The organism is Rufibacter sp. LB8, from assembly GCF_014876185.1.
Classification (GTDB): Bacteria; Bacteroidota; Bacteroidia; order Cytophagales; family Hymenobacteraceae; genus Nibribacter.
In genome coordinates, this window is record NZ_JADALJ010000001.1 from 1,844,150 (window position 1) to 1,864,617 (window position 20,468).

Annotated in this window: 15 protein-coding genes and 1 tRNA gene; 7 read left to right on the plus strand and 9 right to left on the minus strand. The window is 53.3% G+C overall.

Going from position 1 to position 20,468, the window contains the following annotated elements; all coding sequences use genetic code 11:
* Positions 1 to 77: 77 nt before the first annotated feature.
* From IMY23_RS07855 to IMY23_RS07865, 3 genes are all read left to right on the plus strand, one after another.
* Entirely contained in the window at positions 78 to 548 is a 471-nt protein-coding gene (locus tag IMY23_RS07855; RefSeq protein WP_225986449.1) for a (2Fe-2S)-binding protein, read from the plus strand.
* On the plus strand, positions 545 to 2,761 hold the full coding sequence (locus IMY23_RS07860) for a xanthine dehydrogenase family protein molybdopterin-binding subunit (RefSeq protein ID WP_192821550.1): 2,217 nt from the start codon (positions 545 to 547) through the stop codon (positions 2,759 to 2,761). The genes IMY23_RS07855 and IMY23_RS07860 overlap by 4 nt, the downstream gene beginning before the upstream one ends.
* A gap of 125 nt (positions 2,762 to 2,886) precedes the next feature.
* Entirely contained in the window at positions 2,887 to 3,285 is a 399-nt protein-coding gene (locus IMY23_RS07865) for a cytochrome c (protein ID WP_192821551.1), read from the plus strand.
* Positions 3,286 to 3,372: 87 nt separating this feature from the next.
* On the opposite strand, the gene chrA is transcribed toward IMY23_RS07865, so the two are convergent.
* Positions 3,373 to 4,710 (minus strand): chromate efflux transporter, encoded by a 1,338-nt coding sequence (gene chrA, locus IMY23_RS07870; RefSeq protein WP_192821552.1) that lies wholly within the window; start codon positions 4,708 to 4,710, stop codon positions 3,373 to 3,375.
* A gap of 129 nt (positions 4,711 to 4,839) precedes the next feature.
* Positions 4,840 to 6,072, minus strand: coding sequence for a hypothetical protein (locus tag IMY23_RS07875; protein ID WP_192821553.1), 1,233 nt, complete (start codon positions 6,070 to 6,072; stop codon positions 4,840 to 4,842).
* Between the two features lie 220 nt (positions 6,073 to 6,292).
* On the opposite strand from IMY23_RS07875, the gene IMY23_RS07880 reads away from it, so the two are divergent.
* From IMY23_RS07880 to IMY23_RS07890, 3 genes are all read left to right on the plus strand, one after another.
* Positions 6,293 to 6,673 carry a BlaI/MecI/CopY family transcriptional regulator gene (locus IMY23_RS07880; RefSeq protein ID WP_225986450.1) on the plus strand — a complete coding sequence of 127 codons (381 nt, stop codon included), beginning with the start codon at positions 6,293 to 6,295 and terminating at the stop codon, positions 6,671 to 6,673.
* A gap of 16 nt (positions 6,674 to 6,689) precedes the next feature.
* Positions 6,690 to 8,558 carry a M56 family metallopeptidase gene (locus tag IMY23_RS07885; protein WP_192821555.1) on the plus strand — a complete coding sequence of 623 codons (1,869 nt, stop codon included), beginning with the start codon at positions 6,690 to 6,692 and terminating at the stop codon, positions 8,556 to 8,558.
* Positions 8,559 to 8,696: 138 nt separating this feature from the next.
* Entirely contained in the window at positions 8,697 to 11,156 is a 2,460-nt protein-coding gene (locus tag IMY23_RS07890; protein ID WP_192821556.1) for a TonB-dependent receptor domain-containing protein, read from the plus strand.
* A 301-nt stretch (positions 11,157 to 11,457) separates the two neighbouring features.
* On the opposite strand, the gene IMY23_RS07895 is transcribed toward IMY23_RS07890, so the two are convergent.
* The 5 genes from IMY23_RS07895 to mltG form a co-directional block, all read right to left on the minus strand.
* Complete coding sequence (locus tag IMY23_RS07895; protein ID WP_192821557.1) at positions 11,458 to 13,323, minus strand: PAS domain-containing sensor histidine kinase; 1,866 nt, start codon at positions 13,321 to 13,323, stop codon at positions 11,458 to 11,460.
* A gap of 296 nt (positions 13,324 to 13,619) precedes the next feature.
* A tRNA-Ser gene (locus IMY23_RS07900) sits at positions 13,620 to 13,704 on the minus strand.
* A 202-nt stretch (positions 13,705 to 13,906) separates the two neighbouring features.
* Positions 13,907 to 14,836: a YihY/virulence factor BrkB family protein gene (locus IMY23_RS07905; RefSeq protein WP_192821558.1), complete on the minus strand. Its 930-nt coding sequence runs from the start codon at positions 14,834 to 14,836 to the stop codon at positions 13,907 to 13,909.
* Positions 14,833 to 15,246 (minus strand): thioesterase family protein, encoded by a 414-nt coding sequence (locus IMY23_RS07910; protein WP_192821559.1) that lies wholly within the window; start codon positions 15,244 to 15,246, stop codon positions 14,833 to 14,835. Before IMY23_RS07910 ends, IMY23_RS07905 begins: the two co-directional genes overlap by 4 nt.
* 76 nt (positions 15,247 to 15,322) lie before the next feature.
* Positions 15,323 to 16,411 carry an endolytic transglycosylase MltG gene (gene mltG, locus IMY23_RS07915; protein WP_225986451.1) on the minus strand — a complete coding sequence of 363 codons (1,089 nt, stop codon included), beginning with the start codon at positions 16,409 to 16,411 and terminating at the stop codon, positions 15,323 to 15,325.
* A 326-nt stretch (positions 16,412 to 16,737) separates the two neighbouring features.
* On the opposite strand from mltG, the gene IMY23_RS07920 reads away from it, so the two are divergent.
* Complete coding sequence (locus IMY23_RS07920; RefSeq protein ID WP_192821560.1) at positions 16,738 to 17,367, plus strand: L-threonylcarbamoyladenylate synthase; 630 nt, start codon at positions 16,738 to 16,740, stop codon at positions 17,365 to 17,367.
* A 65-nt stretch (positions 17,368 to 17,432) separates the two neighbouring features.
* Here IMY23_RS07920 and IMY23_RS07925 read toward each other — a convergent pair whose 3' ends face one another.
* Entirely contained in the window at positions 17,433 to 18,398 is a 966-nt protein-coding gene (locus IMY23_RS07925) for a lysophospholipid acyltransferase family protein (RefSeq protein ID WP_192821561.1), read from the minus strand.
* A gap of 36 nt (positions 18,399 to 18,434) precedes the next feature.
* Positions 18,435 to 19,496: an LLM class flavin-dependent oxidoreductase gene (locus tag IMY23_RS07930; RefSeq protein WP_192821562.1), complete on the minus strand. Its 1,062-nt coding sequence runs from the start codon at positions 19,494 to 19,496 to the stop codon at positions 18,435 to 18,437.
* Positions 19,497 to 20,468 lie beyond the last annotated feature (972 nt).

Consider the following 20,468-nt stretch of genomic DNA (forward strand, 5'->3'; position numbering starts at 1 on the left):
AGCGTTTTGTGTCCGGCCCTTGCCACGTTTGGGATAAATTACCAGCGCCCCGGCGATAATTCAAATATGTTTGGGCTATGGTGTATGTAGTTCAGATCAATCAAAAAACCTATCGGCTGGATGTGGAGGCCGACATGCCGCTGCTCTGGGCACTGCGTGATTTCGCGCACCTGAAAGGCACCAAGTACGGTTGCGGCAAAGGTCTCTGCGGCGCCTGCACGGTACTGCTGGACGGGCAGGCGGTGCGCTCCTGCTCCATGCCCGTGGCGGGTGTGGGCAACCGGGCCATCACCACCATTGAAGGCCTTAGGCCCACCGGAGACCACCCACTGCAGAAAAGCTGGGAAACCTGCAGCGTGCCCCAATGTGGCTACTGCCAGGCGGGCCAGATCATGACGGCCTGCGCCTTTCTGCAGGAAAACCCCTCGCCCACGGAAGATGAGATCAAACAAGCCATGAGCCGAAATCTCTGCCGCTGTGGCACCTACCTGCGGATCAGGAAAGCCGTGAAAATGGCCTCAGAGGAACTCAACGCTACCAAACCATGAAAAGACGAGATTTTATCAGGGCCTCCACGCTGGCGGGCGGCGGCATGCTGTTGCACGCCAACACCTGGGCCAGTTTGCTTTCTCCGGCGGCCGCTAAAAAGATGGACCGCGAAGTGAACCATGTTTTTGCCTTGAATGCCTTCCTGAAAATCACGTCGCAGAACCAGGTGTTGTTCCAGGTCAGCAAGCACGAAATGGGCCAGGGCATTGCCACCGGCATGGCCATGATTCTGGCCGAGGAACTGGACGCCGACTGGGAAAAGGTGCAGGTAGAATTCATTGACGCCGACCTCAAAGTTTTCCAGAACAATGACATGGGCGGCATGAGCGCGGGCGGCAGCACCACCATCATGGACATGTGGCTGATTTTGCGCCGCATGGGAGCCACCGCCCGGCAACTGCTGGTGCGGGCCGCCGTGCAGGAATGGAGCATTGCGCCAGAGAAAATCAAAACGCAGAACGGCATCCTCACCAACACACTAACCGGTGCCCAACTCACCTACGGCCAACTAGCCGACAAAGCCGCGCTGCTGCCCCTGCCCGCCACGGTGCCGCTTAAAAAAGAAACTGATTTCCAGTTGGTAGGCCAACCGTTGCCCAACAAAATCACGGCGCAGGTGGCAACGGGCACCTACAAATATGGCATTGATGTGGAAGTGCCCGGTATGCTGTACGCCTTAGTGGCCCGCTGTCCGGTGCATCTGGGCAAACTTGAAAAATATGACGCCAGCAAAGCGCTCAAAATCAAAGGCGTGCGCCACGTAGTCACCACCACCGCCATTGCCGGGGCCAAACCCAACGGTTTCTTCAGCGTGCGCGAGGGTGTGGCCGTGGTAGCCGATTCTTTCTGGGCCGCCAAAAAAGGCCGGGACGCCCTGATTCTTGATTGGGATTTGGGCCCACACGGCAATCGCTCTTTGCAGGACTTTGAGAAAACGGTGCAGGAGAAAAGCACGCGCCAGAGCCAGCCCACGGGCTTTGTGGGCAATGCGCACGCCTTCGCAGATTTGCAGCAGAATGATCGTATCCTGAGCGCCGAATATGTGTACCCGCACCAGTTGCACGCATCGCTGGAAACCCTCAACTGTACTGCCCACCACCAGGGCGACAGCTGCGAGATTTGGGTGGGCACCCAGGCGCCGCCCATGATGATCCGCGAAGTGGCCGCTTATTTCAAACTACCCCAGGACCAGGTGAAAATCCACACGCTTCCCTCGGGTGGTGGGTTTGGCCGAAGGTATTACCCAGACCCGGCGCTGGAGGCGGTACATATCTCCAAAATGGCGGGGAACATCCCCATCAAAATGCTCTGGACCCGCGCAGATGATTTCCAGCACAATTTCTGGCACTGCTATTCCTTTAGCCGCTACCAGGCAGGCCTCACCGCCGATAAAAAATTGAACGCGTGGTATTTCAAGGAACTCCGGAGCTATACCTGGGGCGCGGCCTTCCCGTTCAGGCCCGAGATTTCGTGGAACGGGTATGCCATCCCCAACAAACGGTTTGACTTTGAGACCATTCAGGACGACAGCCCGGTGCAGTCCTGTGCGTGGCGCTCGGTGATTGCCAATGCCTGGGGCTTTGGGCAGGAATGTTTTCTGGATGAAATAGCCGCGTTTGTGGGCAAAGACCCCTACGTGCTCAGACAAGAACTGCTGCAGGAAAACCGCGAAGAAAAAGTCGGGCACCAGTTTCCGCTCAGTTCCAAACGGCTTAGGCAAGTGATGGAATTGGCGGTGAGTAAATCTACCTGGCACCAGAAACGTGAAAAAGGCAAAGGCGTTGGGTTGGCGGTGTACCCCTACCTGCACGGCAACAGTTACTGCGCCCAGGTGGCTGAAGTGACCGTGACCAACGGCCAGCTTTCCGTTGACAAAATGGTGGTGGCCGTGGATTGCGGGCGCGTGGTGAACCCAGATCTGGTCAAGGCGCAGATAGAAGGCGGCATTGTCTGGGCGCTCACGGCTCTGCTCTACGGCGGCATGGAATTGGAGAAGGGCCGGGCGTTGCGCAGCAATTTTCATGACAACAAACTGCTCACCAATGCTGAATGCCCTGAGGTTGAGGTGCATTTTGTGTCTTCTGAAGATGGTCCGTTTGGGATTGGGGAACTCTCGCCGCCCAGCGCGGTGCCGGCCATTGTGAACGCCATTTACAACGCCACCGGCAAACGCATCAGAAAATTACCTTTGGCCAAAGACAGCCTGGTGTAGGAAATCCGTGAATTGAAAACCGGTGATAACTTCTTCCATTTCGGGCTGCGGCCAAAAATTTAAATTGCCGTTTTGGGGCTCATTTTCAGAAATGAGCCCCAAATCCGAAAAACCATTTCCACAAGATGAAACTACTTTTCACTGCATTTTTAATGACGGCCGGCGTGGCCTGGCTAGACCTGCAAACTAATGATCTGGCCGCCAGCCGGCAGCGCGGCGAACGGGTGTACCAGGCCAATTGCCAGAGTTGCCACCTGCCCAAAGGCGAAGGTGTGCCCGGCACATTCCCACCGCTGGCCCCCTCAGATTTCCTCTTGAAAGACCAAACGCGGGCCATCAACGTGGTGGTGCACGGCCTCAGAGGCCCCATCAAAGTAAACGGCAAAAAGTATGACCTGGAGATGCCCGCCCAAGCCTTCCTCACCGACCAGGAAATTGCCGATGTAATGAATTATGTGCAGAACAGTTGGGGAAACAAAGCGCCGCTGGTCACGCCCGGCCAAGTAAAAGCCGCCAGAAAGTAAATTTCCGTTTTCGGGCTCATTTCCAGAAATGAGCCCGAAAACGGAAAACGCCTTCCTCTTCAGAAGAATTCAGCCGGTAAGAAATGGTTAGTTGAGTAGTAAGTAATGACCTAAGCCGGCCATAGCGCTAATGCCAATCCAGGGGATCATGCCTACTTTAAAGCGGTACATGGCCACAAACGATATCACCATCCAGGCCAGGGCAAAATAGTCAAGGCCATCCACAGAAACCGAAGCGGGGAACAACACGGCCGCCCCAAAATAGACCGTGAGGTTTAAAATAACGCCTACCACCGCCGCCGTTATCAGGCCTAAAATTGATTTTAAAGCCAGGTTCCCGCGCGTGCGCTCAATGAACGGCGCGCCGGCCAGAATGAAAAAGAAACAAGGTAAAAACGTATAGAACGTGGTAGTGAACAAACCCACCGCGCCCATGGCCAGGTTGCCGCCGTATTGGTTGTGGCCTGCCATGAAGCCCACAAAAGCCAGCACCATGATCAAGGGCCCAGGCGTGGTTTCGCCCAAGGCCAGGCCGTCAATCATCTCGGTTTTGGAAAGCCACTGGAATTCTTCCACGGTCACCTGGGCCGCGTAGGGCAACACGGCATAGGCGCCGCCAAACGTGACCAGCGCCGCCTTGGTGAAAAACGAAATGAGCTCCTGCCAGAAGGCAAAATTTCGGGTGAAGAAATAGAAAAGGGCCAGCGGTACCGCCCACAGCGCCAACGTGATCAGAAAACGCACAAGGCTTCGGCCCCAGGAAACGCCTTCTCCCACCACCGGGCTGTTGGCGTTGAGGTAATAACTCTGCTCGTTCTGGGTCTGTTGGGTGGTTTCCTGCTTCTCCTGAAAAAACGAGGGCCAGATTTTGCGCAACACCACCGCTACAGCCACCGCGCCCAGAATAATCAACGGAAACGGCACCTTTAGGAAATACATCAAAATAAAGCTGAGCACCGCCGTGGCATAATGCAGCCAGGTCTTCAGCGATTTACCCGCAATTTTGACCAAAGCCAGCGCCACAATGGCCACCACCGCCGGTTTCAGCCCATAAAAAAGCGCCGCCACCCACGGTATTGCCCCATAGGACACATACACCGCACTTAAACCCAACAAAATGAACACCGAAGGCAACACAAACAAAATACCGGCCACCAGCCCGCCCCGCACACCGTGCATGAGCCAGCCCAGATAGGTGGCCAATTGCTGGGCCTCGGGCCCAGGCAGCAGCATGCAGTAATTGAGCGCGTGCAGAAATCTACTGTCTGACACCCAGCGCTTCTGCTCCACAAGAAAGGTGTGCATGATGCCAATTTGTCCTGCCGGTCCGCCAAAACTGATGAACCCCAGCTTGAGCCAAAACAAAAAAGCCTCTTTGAAAGATGGTTTCTCGGGCGCTGAAGTTATAGTGGTTGTCGGTTGCATGGGCGGTTGCGGTCAAATACACAGAAATAGATGCCTCCGCAAGGTAGAGAATGAATGGGCTTAGAAAAACAGGGGGAAGAAATTTCCGTTTTGGGGCTCATTTCTGGAAATGAGCCCGAAAACGGCTTTTTACTTCACGTATTTGATGCGGCAGTCAAAGGTGAGTTTATGGATGAGCTGGGCGGTCTTGGGGTTCTGGAACGTGACCGCGCCCTCGGCCTTGAGGGTTTCATAGGCCAGTTTGTAATTGGGTTTGCTGTAGGGCGTGCCCAGGTGGTGCCTCAGGTAAATTTTTTCCAGCGGTTGGTTGTGGAAATCTGTTGCTCTGGTGCGTAAGTCCTCTACCAGTTTATGCTGTGAAAACTCCAGGTATTGGTGGTACTCGGGCACCAGCAGTTTAAGCGGTTTGAGGTTAACGCCCATGAGCGGCACGCCGTCTTCCTGCACGTCTGAGTAAGGCAGCAGTGTTTCCTTGAACTGGCCGTGCAACCCTTCCTGCGCAGACACAAACACCGCATAAAAGTGCGTGGCGTCTTTGCCCGGCAGGTTCACCCGGAACTTGGTGCCCGCCAGATCAAAAAAGGCCAGCCTCCCCAGGAAAGCATCTACCAACAGCCGTTCTTTTTTGGCCGAAGGCGTACCAGGGTTCGTCATTTTCCCCTGAAGCGCGGGCAAGGTTTCCCCGAAAAACTGTTGCGCCGGGCTGCCCGCTACTGCCGACTTTACCGCCGCCTTGAGTTTGGACGGTTCCAGCAGCACCAGAAAATGCGTGTCGGGCCGGTTGAGGGTGTTAATCCAGAGTTCCTGGCTGACTTTGCCCGCAAAAGGATCTAAAATAATCAAGGCCGAATTCGGCGCAGCCAAAGATTCTTGCAGCAGGGCGTGTTCCTGAGGCGTCTGAAGAAATAGGGGTGGCCGCGGCAGTTCTTCCAGCAGAGGCACGGCTTCTATAAACAGTTTGGTGCGCTGCAAGGCCACTTTGGAGGCGTCATAAAAAAAGGCCGAGAGACGCCGCTCCACGCCCCGGCGCGGGCCAGATTCCAGGAAAATAGATTTGAGCACCAGCGCGGGCACTTCAGAAAGTTCGTCTGGCCCGGGGTTGGCCAGGAAATCAATCAGAAGCAAATCAACTGTACTGGGCACCGGCGCAGAACTAGTGACGGCGGCTACCCAATGCAGCAGAAACGCCTGCAGCAGTTCGGCCTTGGCAGCAGAAAGGTGGCGGGGTTGCTTAAAGAAATCCTTCTGAATGTTGGCCGTCACGGGTGGGTAAGTCTCTGAAATGCCTGGGCCGCGGCAAGCGGCCAAAGTTGCTGCAAAGATACGCCCTTCATGGCTAGCAGCATACTTTTCAAGCGGCAAATACGTGCGTTGGTTTAAATCAAATGATAGGGTTTTCTAAAAGCCGTTTTCGGGCTCATTTCCGGAAATGAGCCCGAAAACAGGAAACTTCCGCTCCTATCTGCCTGACCGGCGGTTAGTTATATTTTAATCCGACTAAAAAAAGTTATTAAAATTTTTAGGTAACTGTTTGTTCGTACGAAACTTTTCCTACCTTTGGAGCATGAACGGGAAAGAACCTATGACAGACAAGTTGCCGGAGCCTACCAAGGCCGAGTTGGAGATATTACAGGTGTTGTGGCAAATGGGGCCTTCTACCGTGCGCGCGGTCAATGACGCCCTTAACCAACAGCGCCCCATCAACTACACCTCTACCTTAAAACTCATGCAGATTATGGTGGAGAAAGGCTTGCTGCTGCGCGATGAAAGCAGCATGAAACACATTTACCGCGCCGCAGAGGCCGAAGAAAAAACCAAGGACCATCTGCTCAACCGGTTTATTGACACCATGTACAACGGCTCGGCGGGCAAGCTCATGATGCAGCTGTTGGGAAACCAGAAAACGTCCGGCGCTGAGTTGGAGGCCATTAAGGAGATGATCAAAAAAATGCCGAAGGAATAATTAACCAATCACATCAATGACAGTTCTGGCTGTACTCATGAATACGTCTGGGGTGGTACAAGCGCTCTGCTGGACCCTCCTGCACTCCGTTTGGCAAGGGCTGGTGCTGGCCGTGGCGGCGGGCCTGGTGGTGCAACTCACCAAACGCGCCGCCCCGGCGGTGCGCTACAACCTGCTGGCCGGGCTTTTTGTGCTGTTCCTGGCGGCCAGCGCGGTGACTTTCTGGCAACAAATGCAGCAGACCCATTTACAGGGAGCTACGTCTCATGAAGTATTTGGCCAGCAACTGAGTTCTTACAGCGTTTACCAGGCCACGTCCTTGGCACCCGAAGTAGTGGTGACTGATTGGGTGGCGGCGTTTAAAAGTTTCTGCACCAGACATGCCTTGTACATAGTGCTGGGTTGGTTTGTGGTGTTCGCGGTGAAGTGCCTGCAGTTGGTGGGCGGCTTGCATTACCTGGTCCGGCTCCGGAAAGAGAACGTGTCTGTTCCGGCGGTGGCCTGGCAGCAGAAATTAGAGCAATTGGCGGCCTTGCTTAGGCTAAACGTGCCGGTAACCTTGCTGGAGTCTGGCCTGGTGCAGGTGCCGCTGGTGATTGGGTTTTTGAAACCGCTGGTGCTGGTGCCGGTGGGCATGTTGGCGCAAGTGCCCATGGATCAGGTGGAGGCCATTTTGTTGCATGAACTGGCCCACATTAGAAGAAGAGATTACCTGGTGAACCTGTTGCAGACCTTTGCCGAAGTGCTGTTCTTTTTCAACCCAGCGGTGTTGTGGCTGTCGGCCCGCATACGGCAGGAGCGCGAGAATTGCTGTGATGATCTGGCCATCCAGACGCTGCAGAGCAAAAGCAATTTCTTGCAGGCGCTGGTCACGTTCCAGGAATACAATTTCCACAGGTTTGGCCTGGCACCCAGCTTTGCTGAAACCTCTTCTTCGCTCACTGACCGCGTGAAACGCATTATTTATCAGCACAACGCCCCCTTGCAGCGTTCTGAGAAATTCTTTGTGGTGGTTTGTTTTGCAGTGGTTTCGGTGGGCGTGTTGGCGTTCACCAAACCCGCCGCCTTCTCTGAAAAAGCCAAGCAGGTGGTGCAGACGTTGAACATCTATCTTCCGGCAAAACCACAAACTATACCTTCAGCAAAAGTAACTGCTTCTAAAACTGCCGTCACTAAAAACCCTCAGAGAAAAGAAAAGAAACTGGCACTTGCTCCGCTGCTTAACAAGCCCTTGTATAACCAGGAAACCTTGCCCGAGGGCGGCGCCACCAAATCTTGTGACGGCATTCTCACCCGCTACATGTTTAAAAAAGGCGGCGTTCTCTATGAAGTGGAAAAAGACTCCGTGGCGGTACTGGCGCTCAAGATAAACGGGCAACACGCCAGCCCAGAGAAAGTGCAGTTGTACAAAGTCCTGCTCCAGGAATTGATGCACCAGTATGACCAAGGCGAAATTTCCATAGTGGTGAACGGACAGGTGCCCCACGTGACCTCTGAGCCTGAAAATCCGCTGTTCATCAAGTTCCTGCAAAACGGCACCATCACCACAGACCATGACGGCAACGTGTTTGAAATCAAAGTGAAGGACCACAAAGTGATGCAATTCTCGGTCAACAATAAAACAATTCGGTCTGCTGATATCCAGAGAAATAAAGCCTTGATTCTGGAATTGGTCAAAGAAGCTGAAACTGACCGCGTGTACGCTGAACTGACCGCCCAGGCCGTGGATAAATTCAGGCTGGAAAGCCCGTTGCTGGAACATTCTACCCCTACCCTGCCCGTTTTCGAGGACTTCCAATACACTTATTTAGGCAGAAACCATTTGCATGGAACGGGCGCGCTGCCTCTGCCAGACAAACCGCTCACTGACGCATCTGTGATGTAACCCCAAGCCCCGAAAACCTTCTTTTTTGCCCTTCGCTGTCACCTTCAACAGGTGTTCCAGCCCTTGCTGTGCCTATTTTTTCCTGAATTCAGATACAAAAATCATTCTATTTCAAAGACGTTTAAGCAATCTAACCCTATGAAAACCCTTTCTTATCTAATCCTTTTCTTGCTGGTGGCTGCGCCGAATTTAGTGCGGGCCCAAGGCGCCGGCAAAATAACCGGCGCGGTGCAAGACCCAGACAAAAAGCCCATTGAGGCCGCCACCGTTTCTTTGTTGAAAGCCCAGGACAGTTCCCTGGTGAAAATCAGCCTGACAGACGCCGCCGGGGCCTTTGAGCTGGAAAACCTGAAACCCAATACCTACCTGGTGCTGGTGAACTACCTGGGCTACAAACTTTTCTATAGCGCACCGTTGGTGATAGAGGTCAGCAACAACCTTGCATTGCCAACCGTAATTTTAAGCCAAGACGGCGCCCAGGTGTTGCAGGAAGTGACTATTGCCAGCCAGAAACTGTTTGTGGAACAGAAAATTGACCGAACCGTGGTGAACGTGGGCGCCTTGCTCTCCAACGCCGGCACCAGCGCCCTGGAAGTGCTGGAGAAATCGCCGGGCGTGTTGGTAGGCGAGAACGGAGCCATCAGTTTAAAGGGGAAATCTGGCGTGGTGGTCTTCATTGATGATAAACCCACCTATTTGGCCGGCGCTGACCTGGAAAGCTACCTGCGCTCCTTGCCGTCTGAGACCCTGGAAACCATTGAGATCATGACCAACCCACCGGCCAAATATGAGGCGGCCGGCAATGCGGGCGTCATCAACATCAAAACCAAGAAAAACAACACCAAATCGTTTAACGGAAACGTGAACCTGAGCTATGGGCGCGGGCGCTACGGCAAAGCCAGCAACAGCCTGAACCTCAACTATAGAAACAACAAAATCAACCTCTTCAGTACGTTTTCCCAGACCGCCAATAGAGGATTTTCTGACCTTAACATTGAGCGCCGCTACAAAAACAATGACCAGACCTTGAACGCCAGTTTCAGCCAGAACTCAGACATTGTGAGAACCTCAGAATCTTGGGCCGTGAAATTAGGGCTGGACTATTACCTCACCCAATCTACCACCCTGGGCGTGGTCTTCAACGGCCTCACTCGCCCCACTGACGTGCAGACCGACAACATCAGTGAACTCCGCAAAGCCAACGGCCAGCTGGACTCCACCATTGTAGCCGACAACAGGAACAGCAATTCGTTTAAAAACGGTAGCGTGAACCTAAATTTGAGACACTCCTTCGGGAAGACGGGCCGCACGCTGGGCGCCGATGCTGATTATGTAGCCTACCGCACAGACGCCGAGCAGCTGTACAAAAACTTTGTGTATTACCCAGACGGTGACCTCCGGAGCCAAGACCAGATTGCCGGTGCCCTGCCCAGTGACATCAACATCTACACTGCCAAGGTAGATTACAGCCATCCGCTCAAAAACGGCTTGAACGTAGAGGCCGGGGGCAAAACCAGCTACATCAAAACCAACAACGTGGCCCGCTACCTCACCACTGAGAACGGTGTGACCGCACCAGATTATGATTTGAGCAACCATTTCAAGTACCGCGAAAATATCAATGCGCTGTATGCCAACATGAACAAGGAATTTGGCCGCTGGTCTGTGCAGGCCGGGGCACGTCTGGAAAACACCGTCATCAAAGGCCACCAACTGGGCAACATCCAGAAGAAAGATTCATCGTTTTCGCGCAGCTACACCAACGTGTTCCCCACGGTGTATGTGCAGCACAAACTAGATTCGGCGGGAATGAAATCCATCACGCTGTCTTATGGCAAGCGCATTGACCGGCCTTTTTTCCAGGATCTGAACCCGTTTTTGTCGCCGCTGGACAAAGTGACGTATTACGCCGGCAACCCGTTTTTGCAGCCCACGTTTTCGCACAACCTGGAGATGTCCTACACGCATAACCTGATCACGGCTTCGGTGCGCTACAGCAAATCATATGACCTGATCAACGAGACCATTGAGATAAAAGATGACGCCGAAGTAGGCAAACGTTACTATAGCCGTCCGGGCAACATTGGGGAAAGCGAATCAAAGGTTATCTCTCTGAACGCCACCGTGAACCCGCAGAAATGGTTACGAAGCACCTTGTACACCGAGTTCAGCCACAACCAGTTCAAGAGCCAACTCTATGACAAACAGCTAGATGCCGGCGGAAACTTCCTGTATGCCTCGCTCAACAACCAACTCACGTTCAAGAAAGGCTGGAGCGCCGAAGTGAACGGTCTGTACCGCAGCAAACTCTTTTACGCGCAGTTTGAGCTGGGCAGTTACTGGCAGGTGGGCGCGGGCGTGCAGAAACGCCTGTTCCAGGACAAAGGCACCCTGCGCGTGAACGTGTCTGATATATTCTACAGCCGCGTGAACAAGGGCGTGATCAACAACCTCACCAACACAGACGCCTGGTGGACCAACCTGGGAGACACCCGCGTGGTGACCGTTTCCTACAGCTACCGTTTCGGGAAGACCACAAGCCAGCGCCGCCAGGACACCAGCGGTTCTGAGAGTGAACGAAACCGCGTGCGGGAATAACCGCTAAAACACCTCTTTTACAACGAAGCCGTCTTCCCGTTTTGGGGCTCATTTCTGAAAATGAGCCCCAAAACGGGAAGACGGCTTTATGGCATAACCAGAATACGCATCTAATGGAATGACAAGATGTGCCGATGATAAATCAGAAGAAACTTCGGCTGCTTCTAAAGTCAATTATTGATGCAATCCGATTTTCCTGGCCAACCGCTGCAACTAGAAATTTCCGTTTTCGGGCTCATTTCTGAAAATGAGCCCGAAAACGGAAATTTGCTGGCCGGTGCCTGGAACCAGAAATGCAGTGCTACTCTCCTTGAGGATGATCTGGTTTGAGAAAGATGGTGAAGCTGGTGCCTTTGTCTACCTTGCTGCTCACTTTAATATCGCCGCCCAGCACTTCCACGTGTGATTTCACCAGAAAGAGCCCCATGCCTTTGCCTTCAATGTTGCGGTGGAAGCGTTTGTAGAGTTTGAACACCTGGCTGCCCACGCGGTCCAGATCCATGCCCAGGCCGTTGTCAGAGAAATAGATAACCGCACCCTGCAACTCTCCCCCAAAGGCTTTGAGGGTCACTTCCAGCGGCCGGTTGGGGGAACGGTATTTGATGGCGTTAGACAACAGGTTGTATAGAATGCTGTACAGATAGGCGCGTTTGGTATGAATGACCAAGTCTTCCTGCACCTGCAAATGCACCTGTCCGGCACACTCCTGCAGGGCGTCCTGCAAAATGGAAATGGCTTGCTGGCAGACCTCGGCCAATAAGACCGGCTCCTTCTCCACAGTGTGATGCTGGTCCTGGACGGAAAGAATCATGTTCAAGTCCTGCAAAATGGAATCCAACTGCTTGACCGTGATATTCAAATGACTGAGCGTTTTCTGGAACACACCGGTGCTGTGGTCCTGCTCCAGCAACAAGTTGGAAAGACCCACCGCATTGGCCACCGGCGCGCGCAGGTTATGCGACACAATGTAAGTGAACTGCTGCAGGTTGCGGTTATGGCGGTACAGTTCTTTGGTGAGTTGCAGCAGCTCAGATTCGGTTCGTTTCTTGTCGGTGATGTCGGTTTGGGTAGAGACGTAGCCCGTGACCTCACCGGCTTTGTCTCTGATAGGAATGATTTCCATGGAAAACCAGATTTCCTCACCGTTCTTCTTCAGGTTGAGGATCTCGGTGGTGATGGCTTCGCCGCGTTCCATTTTCTGCCTTATGGCGTTTACTGTGCGTGCATCTGTGGCCGGCCCGTGCAGCAGCTCAGACACTTTTTGGCCCACCGCTTCTTCCAGGGTATAGCCCGTGAGTCGGCAGAAACTGTCATTCACCCACTGCACGCGCCGTTCTTTGTTGGTGATGAGCACGCCGTTTACGGTCACGGTGGCCAGCAAAGACTGCAGCTCCACCTGTTCTTTTATTCGTTCTTTCTCTGTGATGTCATGTGATATGAACTGTACCCCGGTGACCTTTTCGTTCTTGAACACCGGCCCGCCCGTAATGGACAAGATAAGCTGGTCTTTTGTACCAGTGCGCAGTATTAACTCAAACAATTCCACCTGCCCGGCAAGCACTCCGTTAAAGGCGTTCAAGGCTTTGGCTTTCTGGTCTGCGGGCACTAACTGCAGAAAATGGGTGCCCACAATGTCCAGCGCAGAGTCACGGAGCAAGGTAGAGGCGCGTTGGTTGGCTTCTACAATCAAGCCCTGCTTGTCTAGCGTGAAAATGGCGTCTGGGTGGTGCGTGAACAAAGAATGGAAGTAGGCCTTGGTTTCTTTCTCCTTGGTCTGCGCCTCCACCTGGGCGGTGATGTCACGGGCGTTGATCACAATGCCGCGCACATATTCATTGTCCAGCATGTTGGTCAGGCGGCTTTCCATCCATCGCCAGGAGCCGTCTTTGGCCTTGAACCGGAAGTTAGGCGACTCCAGGGTTTTATGGTGGAGAATGTCCCCTAACTTTTCGCGGGCTATTTCCAGGTCTTCTGGGTGCATGAGGGCATAGGGCGAGGTGCCCAACAGTTCTTCTGCCGTATAGCCCAAAGACAAGAACATGTTGCCGCCCACGTAGGTGTACAGGCCGTTCAGGTCCAGCACAGAGACAATGTCAAGGGAATTGCCAATTAAAGACAGATAGAAAAGGTCTGTGCGCGCTTTGTTCGTACTTGTCAGTTTTTCCATTGCTTTTCTGCTTGCGGCCCGGGTTCCTTTCTTCTGGCAACTTTCAGGTGGTTTTCTATTGTTGGGAATGCCAGTCTTACCTACTATAAAATGGGCACCCGGGGGTCAGGTGACTCTGCATAGAAACATAACCGGTTGCGGCCTACATTGTTATCTGCCTCTTTTTCTTCTTTTTTTGACGAAGGATAAAAGGAAGAAGCCGCCAAAGGATGCACGTTGCTGGAACAAGCCGAATGTTGTGGGGGACGTTTTCGGCCGAAAAAAAACCCTCAGTGTGGTCACTGAGGGTTTGGAAGCAGAGAGAGAGGGATTCGAACCCCCGGACCCGTAAAGGTCAACGGTTTTCAAGACCGCCGCATTCGACCACTCTGCCATCTCTCTAAATGTGCTACAAAAGTAAGGCAAGGAACTGAACCTGTCAAGAGGCAGGGCCGCATTTTTTCACTTTTCGTCAAATTTTTTCATGGGCTGCGCCCCGTTTAACGCTAACCCGCTCTAGCCCACCAGTTTATTTGCTCGCGCCTAGCTTAAAGTATTTCCGTTTTCAGCTCCGTTTCTGGAAATGAGCCCGAAAACAGGAAGCCTAGGCTTTGCCTTTCACCAAGCGTTTGGTGAGGGAGTCAATGCTGATGTTCACCTCAAAGCCCACAATCAAGCCCATGCACACAAAATCAAGCCAGACCATTAACCCTATGAGTGCGCCAATGGAGCCGTAGAATTTGTTATAGGAGTCAAACTTGCCAATGTAGAGCGAGAACAGCCAACTCACCAGAAAAATCAGCAAGGTAGCCACCACGCTGCCCGCGCTCACAAACGGCCATTTGTCATGCACCGCCGGCACGTAGTAATAGATCATGGACGTGGCCAGAAAGAACAGCAACACCACCGCCACATATTTCACAGACACAATGAGGCCGTAGGTGAAAGACTCGGTCACAATCTCATAGAACACCAGCGCATCCAGAATGTACGTCCCGAAGAAGATGGCGCCAATGGCCAGAAACAAAATCACGGCCAGGGCAAAGGTGAGTGCGGTGGCAATGAGGCGCTTTCGTACGTACGTGCGTTTTCTGAAGGTGGCGTATTTCTTGTCAAAGGCGTCCATGAGGCTCATGATGCCGTTGGTGGAGAGCACCAGCGCAAACAGAAAACCGAAGGACAGCAACCCGCCCCGCGGCTTGTTCACAATGTCTTCAATGGTGTCGGCGGCGGCAATGTAAATCTCGGGCGGCATCACGTCTGAGAGCAGCATGAGAATGTCCTGGTCCAGGTGGCCCACCGGCACGTACGGAATGAGCGTGAACAGAAAGATGATGGTGGGGAAAATGGCCAGCGTGAAGTTGAAGGCCATGTAAGATGCCCGCTTGGTGAGCGAGTCGCGCTGCAGTTCCTCTAGCATGACCTTGAGTACGTAGTACACAGACACCTTGCCCTCCACAAAGCGCAGGCGCTTGAGAAAGACAATGAACTTCCGGTACTGCCGGGACTGGGTCAGGCGCTCAGAAACTGTCATGCGTGGTAATAAGGGTCCAACTTGGTTAAAATGCCGACGGGTATGGGCGTGGGCCGTGCGGTCTGCATGTCCACAAACACCATGGTGGTCTCGCCCACGTTGAGCAATTCCTGCGCTTCATTATAGACTTCGTACTCAAATTTGATGCGCGCGCCGCTGGGTTTTTCCTTCAGGAGCAGTTTCACGGTGAGCAAATCATCATAACGGGCTGGCCTTATGTACTTGCAGCGCATCTCCAGCACGGGCATCATGACGCCGTCCTGCTCCATCTCTTTGTAATGGATGCCTAATTTCCGAAACGCTTCGGTGCGGGCCACTTCATAATACGCGCCGTAATTGCCGTAATAGACGTAGCCCATCTGGTCTGTCTCGGCGTAGCGCACCCGTATCTGTACTTCTGATGTAAACACTTCTGCCAATTAAGTTGAGAAAAATTCCTGTTTTCGGCTTCATTTCCAGAAATGAGCCCGAAAACAGGAATTTGATTTACTTCATGATGTTGCGCGCGTTCATGGCCGCGTGGAAACGGGCGGCGTTGCGGCGGTGGTCGGCTTCATTGGTGGCGAAGGCGTGGTAACCTGAGAAATCTTCCTTCGCGCAGAAATAGATGTAATTGTGCTGCTCCGGGTTCAAGACAGACTCCAACGACGTGATGGACGGCAAATTGATGGGCCCCGGCGGCAAGCCTTTGTTTCTATAGGTGTTGTACGGCGAGTCTGTGCGCAAATGCACGTTCAGCACTCTTCTAATGGTGAAATCACCCGTCGCAAAAACCACCGTAGGGTCTGCCTGCAGCAGCATTCCTTTTTTAAGACGATTCAGATAGACCCCGGCAATGCGCGGGCGCTCGTCTGGGTGCATGCCTTGCTCAGCTTGCACAATGGAGGCCAGAATGGAGACTTCCTTTTTGGTGAGGCCCTGCTTTTCGGCCTTAGCCACGCGCGCGGGCGTCCAGTATTTGTCGTACTCCTTTTTCATGCGCTCCATCATCTCTTCGGCAGACGTGGTCCAGTACATCTCATAGGTGTTAGGGATGAACATGGTGAGAATGGTGGTGGTGTCAAAGCCCAGTTTGCGGGTGAACGACGGGCTGTTGAGCAAGGAGTCAATCTCTTTGGGTGAAGCGTCAATGAACGTGCTCAGTTTCTGCGCCAGGTCTTTTTTCAATCTTACGTTGGTGTAAGTCAGTTTCACGGGGTCCTGGTCGCCGCTGCGCAACTTGGCGATGAGGTGGTAATTGGTGAGGCCGTTCTCCAATTCATAGCGCCCCGGTTTTACCAATTGCGGGTACTTCATCCACTTGGCCATAAACCGGAAGGACAGTTTGTCAATGATCACCTTTTTGGCTTCAATGGAATCCATGGCCTGCTCATAGGTGGCGCCGCGCGGAATGAGCACATACACGGGTTCGCCTTTATTTTCTACGTTGGGCGTGTACACAATCTGGTACACGTAGTAAGAGAAACACACAAACAGGAACATTAACAGCACCAGCGCATAGGTCCATTTGCTGGTTTTCTTGGGCGTGCGCGACCGTCTGGGGCCGGGCGTAACGGGTGTATTCATTTCTGACATAGAAGGCAAAGGTACTAATTTAATGACTGAATGAGTGAACGCATGAAGGCGTGAATGCTGAAAATGCGCCGGAAGGAATGACCAGATGCGTGAAGGTTTGAAGTTGGCTGCTCTTTCCTTTCAGTGATTGCCCCTTGGCATTTCCGTACCTCATCCATATCGTTTTCCGGCTCAATTACAGAAACGAGGCCGAAAACGGAAAATTTGATTTGCGCGTAAGCAAAAGCGAGTGCTTTTTGTTCGTTCTTTGACGCCAACTTACAACTTAAGTTAAAACATAAGCACCTTCACTCATTCGCTCATTCAAAAACTCACCCCTAATCCCCATGGCACAGGCAACGTTTCTCCGCATTCACCCAGACAATCCTCAGCAGAAAGCCATCATGCAGGCGGTAGAGGTGCTCAAGAAAGGCGGTTTGGTGATTTACCCCACAGACACCATTTACGGCCTGGGCTGCGATCTGCACAACGCGCGCGCCGTGGAGCGGCTCTGCCAGATCAGAGGCATCAACCCGGCCAAGGCGCACCTGTCGTTTATCTGCCATGACCTCACGCACATCTCAGACTACGCCAAAATCTCCACGCAGACCTACAAAATCATGAAGAAGGCGCTGCCGGGGCCGTTCACGTTTGTGCTGGAAGCCAGCGGCAAGGTGCCCAAGATTGGCGGCAAACGCAAAGACACCGTGGGCATACGCGTGCCCGACAATAGAATTGCCTTAAACCTGGTGGAAGAACTGGGCAACCCCATCATCTCCACCTCTATTCATGACGAAGACGAAGTAGTGGAATACACCACAGACCCGGAACTGATCTATGAGAAGTACCGAAACCTGGTGGACCTGGTCATTGATGGCGGCTACGGCAACAACATTGCCTCTACGGTGGTGAACTGTGAAAATGACGAGTTTGAGGTGCTGCGCCAAGGCGCCGGCGACTTGGAAGAATATCTGTAGTTGATTTCTGAGTCTGAAATGCGTTTTTGGCTTCGTTTCTAAAAATGAGCCCGAAAACGCAAGCCTCAAGACTCAGGACTAGCGGCGGCAGGCCGCTTATGCTTCCAGCGTTTGTGGGACCACAGGTATTCGGCGGGGTATTGGGTAATCCAGCGTTCCAGGCGGGCGGCAAAAAGCTCCGTAAGCGGAAAACCTTCCACATCGGATTTGGAAGTGGGCGGCTCCATCAGTTCCTGGAATTCCACCACGTACTTGCCCCGGCCTTCATGGCGCATGCCCACAAAAAACGTGGGGTATCCAAACGAGGTCCTGAGTTTATCGGCGCCCACGTAAAACGGGGTGTCCTGGTGCAGAAAATGGGTCCAGAACTGAATATGGCCGTGCGGCGGCACCTGGTCAGACAGCAAAGACAACACCCGCGTCTGTCCGCGGTGCCGGAGCAAGTGGCGCAAGGTGTCTTTCATGGGCACCAACGTGATCCCGAAGCGGCTGCGCAGATGGAACATGAATACCTCAAAAAACGAGCTGGCCAGCGGCTTGTACACGCCGTCAACCGGCACCGGCACCACCGCATTCCCCGCCGCCGACATGTATTCCCAATTGCCCAGGTGCGCGCCCAGCAACATCACAGACTGCCCGTTCTCCAGGTAAGCATTGAATTCGGCAAGGCCCCGTATCTCCACCCTTTTCTCCAATTCTTTGGCCGAGATGGAAACCAGCTTTAACGTCTCCAGCAAAATGTCTGAGAGGTTTCTGAAAAACTGTTTCTCAATGGCCAGGCGCTGCTGCGCGGAGTACTGTGGAAAGGAGTTGGCCAGGTTCTGCCGCACCACTTTCTTCCGGTACCCCACCACGTAATACACCACCCCGTACAGCACCGAGGACAGCGCATAAATCAGCCAGAACGGCAGCAATGACACGCCCTTCAGCAGCCACCAAAGCGGGTAATGCCCGGGCTGTAGTGCAGGCGTTTTCTTAGTATAGGCAGGTGGGTTCTTGATAGAAATAGTTCTTAATGGCAGTGGTGACAAAGGTCTTGGCGAACGCACCAGAACCAATTCCCAAAACTACGGATTTATGGTTTCTAACGCATCATTATTAGGTGCCGAATCCTTGTTTTCCGAAGCCTTGAAAAAACCGGCCAGAATTTCATAGGATCTTTTGCGCGCCTCCTGGTCATAGATATGCGAGGCCACCATGAGTTCATCCACGCCGGTTTCCTCCACAAAGGCTTGCATTTCCTCCTGCACCGTCTTGGCATCGCCTACAAAAGAGTACCGGAGCATCTGCTGAACGGCGTAGCGTTCCTGATCATCCCAGAGCCCGTCCATGGATTTCACCGGCGGCTGCATGGTCTTGCCTGTGCCGCGCACCACGTTTATAAACGACTGGTACATGGTGGTGGACAGGAACAGGGCTTCCTGGGTGGTATCTGCCGCCACCGCGTTCACGCAGGCAATGGCATACGGCTTTTTCAAGTCACCTATGGCCTGAAAACTCTCGCGGTACATGTGCAAGGCCGCCTTTAAATGCGAAGGCGCGAAATGGCTGGCGAACGCGTACGGCAAGCCCAGGATACCGGCCAATTGCGCGCCAAACGTGCTGGAGCCCAAAATGTACATCGGCACATTAGTACCTTCCCCAGGCACGGCCCGCACGCGCGCTCCTTTTTCCGGTGGACCTAAAAACGTCTTCACCTCCATCACATTCTGCGGAAAATCTTCCACGGAGCCTCTTAAATCGCGGCGCAGCGCGTGGGCGGTTACTTGGTCGGTGCCCGGGGCGCGGCCCAGGCCCAGCTCAATCCGGTTGGGGTACAAAGTAGCCAACGTCCCGAACTGCTCTGCCACCACCAGCGGCGCGTGGTTGGGTAACATGATACCGCCGGAGCCAACTTTGATACTTTTGGTGGCGCCGGCCACGTGCCCAATCAACACCACTGTGGCCGAGCTGGCGATGCCGGCCATGTTGTGGTGCTCGGCCATCCAGTAGCGGGCGTAGCCCAGGCGTTCCACGTGGCGGGCCAGGTCCACGGTATTGGCAAAAGAGTCGGCGGCGGTTTTCCCGTCTAGGATGGGCACCAGGTCCAGCACCGAAACAGGTATATCAGAAAGTTTTTTGGTTGTCATGGTTTTATCTCTCTTTGATTTTCTCTTGTACGAGCAATCCTTGAAAAGGCAAAGTACGCCCATTAAGTTCGGGTCCGGCTGGTTTTCCCCGTTTCCTTCATGATACCGGGTTGCCGTTTTTGGGCTCTGATCTGCAAATGAAGGCAAAACCGAGACCACCCCCAGCCCCTCCTAAAACAGAAATAGCCCCACCCCCAGCCCCTCCCCAATGGAGAGGGGAGTTTTGGGATTGTGTGGCAGAAGAGAGCCATACATGGTAAACAGGGCTTTACCTGGTCTCTACAGTTAGAAACCTATTTTCGGCTTTATTTGCAAAATAGAGCCTAGAAACGGGATTGGCAGAGACACTCGTAGGAGCTTCGCACACTACGAGGTCTTTTGATCAGGCGTTTGTCGGGACCTCCACCGTAGAGACAAGGCATTGCCTGGTCTCTACAAAAACCTCTGCCGCAAGTTTAGGCGCAGCCGTAACTTGTGGCCCCCAACATGGTGAGTTTATCAACTCACGTAAGTTTGTAAACTTACAACGTGTTTAACCACAAGTTACGCTGTCGCTAAACTTGCGGTAGAGATGTTTCCTAGGAAAGGTTATTTTTCAGTTTCGCCTCCATTTCCAGTTTAGAGCCCGAAAACGCAAAAGTCCGGGTCCCTAAACGCAGACTGCGCTTGAACCCGCACCTTTTCCAGCCTTTCCATCGAGCGCCTAAGCAGGTTCCGTCGCCGGCAGGCGGGTGCCGAAGGCGCCAGGAAGCTGGTACAGCGCGAGAGGGGAAGGCGGGGCCTCGCGGCCGTGAGCGCTCGGAGCCCAGCTATGGAAAAGGCTGTCTTGTAAAACTCAGGAGTAAGCAGGCATTTGAAACGAAAGCAAACTGCATTCACAAAAGCAACAAAGAAGTAGTTAAGCAAGAATCTTCTTTAGATCCTTGGACAGGCTCAGGATGACAGTAGGCTCTCTTTAGGATTGCACCATAT